Source organism: Marinobacter sp. (assembly GCF_041984545.1).
Classification (GTDB): domain Bacteria; phylum Pseudomonadota; class Gammaproteobacteria; order Pseudomonadales; family Oleiphilaceae; genus Marinobacter.
The window spans coordinates 1-650 of record NZ_JBHIXV010000091.1 but is presented as its reverse complement, the minus strand read 5'-3'; the positions used below and the strand labels follow the sequence as shown (position 1 = coordinate 650).

At 64.9% G+C, this 650-nt stretch carries 1 protein-coding gene and 1 pseudogene; both read right to left on the bottom strand.

Annotated elements, in window-relative coordinates:
* Positions 1 to 384: pseudogene (locus ACFC20_RS17670) on the bottom strand (molybdopterin molybdenumtransferase MoeA); the annotation flags it as partial.
* Positions 381 to 650: cyclic pyranopterin monophosphate synthase MoaC (locus ACFC20_RS17665; protein WP_375194125.1), on the bottom strand; the 270-nt coding region annotated here is incomplete at its 5' end. The pseudogene ACFC20_RS17670 and the gene ACFC20_RS17665, both read right to left, overlap by 4 nt.

The window sequence follows — 650 nt, the reverse complement described above, 5'->3', positions numbered from 1 at the left end:
GTCATAGGCGCGGTGACAGGTAAGGGTATCACCGTCGCGGGTGGCATCTTCCTGTATGACGATATGGTCTGCCCCCGCCGGCAGGACGCCGCCGGTAAAGATGCGAACCGCTTGTCCGGGGCCGAGCGTTCCTTCAAACGGCGCGCCAGCAGGCGCTTCGCCGATGACATCGAGGGTCGAACCGGTGGCCGCGACATCGGCGATACGGACGGCATAGCCATCCATTGCCGAGACGGCGGCAGGCGGACGCGACACCTGCGCAACGACATCGCTCGCCAGTCGCAGGCCGAGCGCGTCGGCGAGGTCGACGATTTCCATGGTGGGGGTCGGTGCGTGTTCGGCGAGGAGGCGCAGGGCCTCGTCGACGCTTGTCAGGTCGTTCAAGGCTCGCCCTTCCGGTAGTCTCCGGACTTTCCGCCCGTTTTCTCGACGAGTTCGATCCTGCCAATCACCATCGCCTTGTCGACGGCTTTCAGCATGTCGTAGAGCGTGAGGCAGGCGACTGACACGGCAGTCAGCGCTTCCATCTCGACGCCGGTCTGGCCGCTTGTCTTGGCCCGTGCGGTGACGGCAAGGGCGCTCTCGCCAGCAATCGGCTCAATGTCGACCTTCACGCTTGTCAGCGGAAGCGGGTGACAGAGCGGGATGAG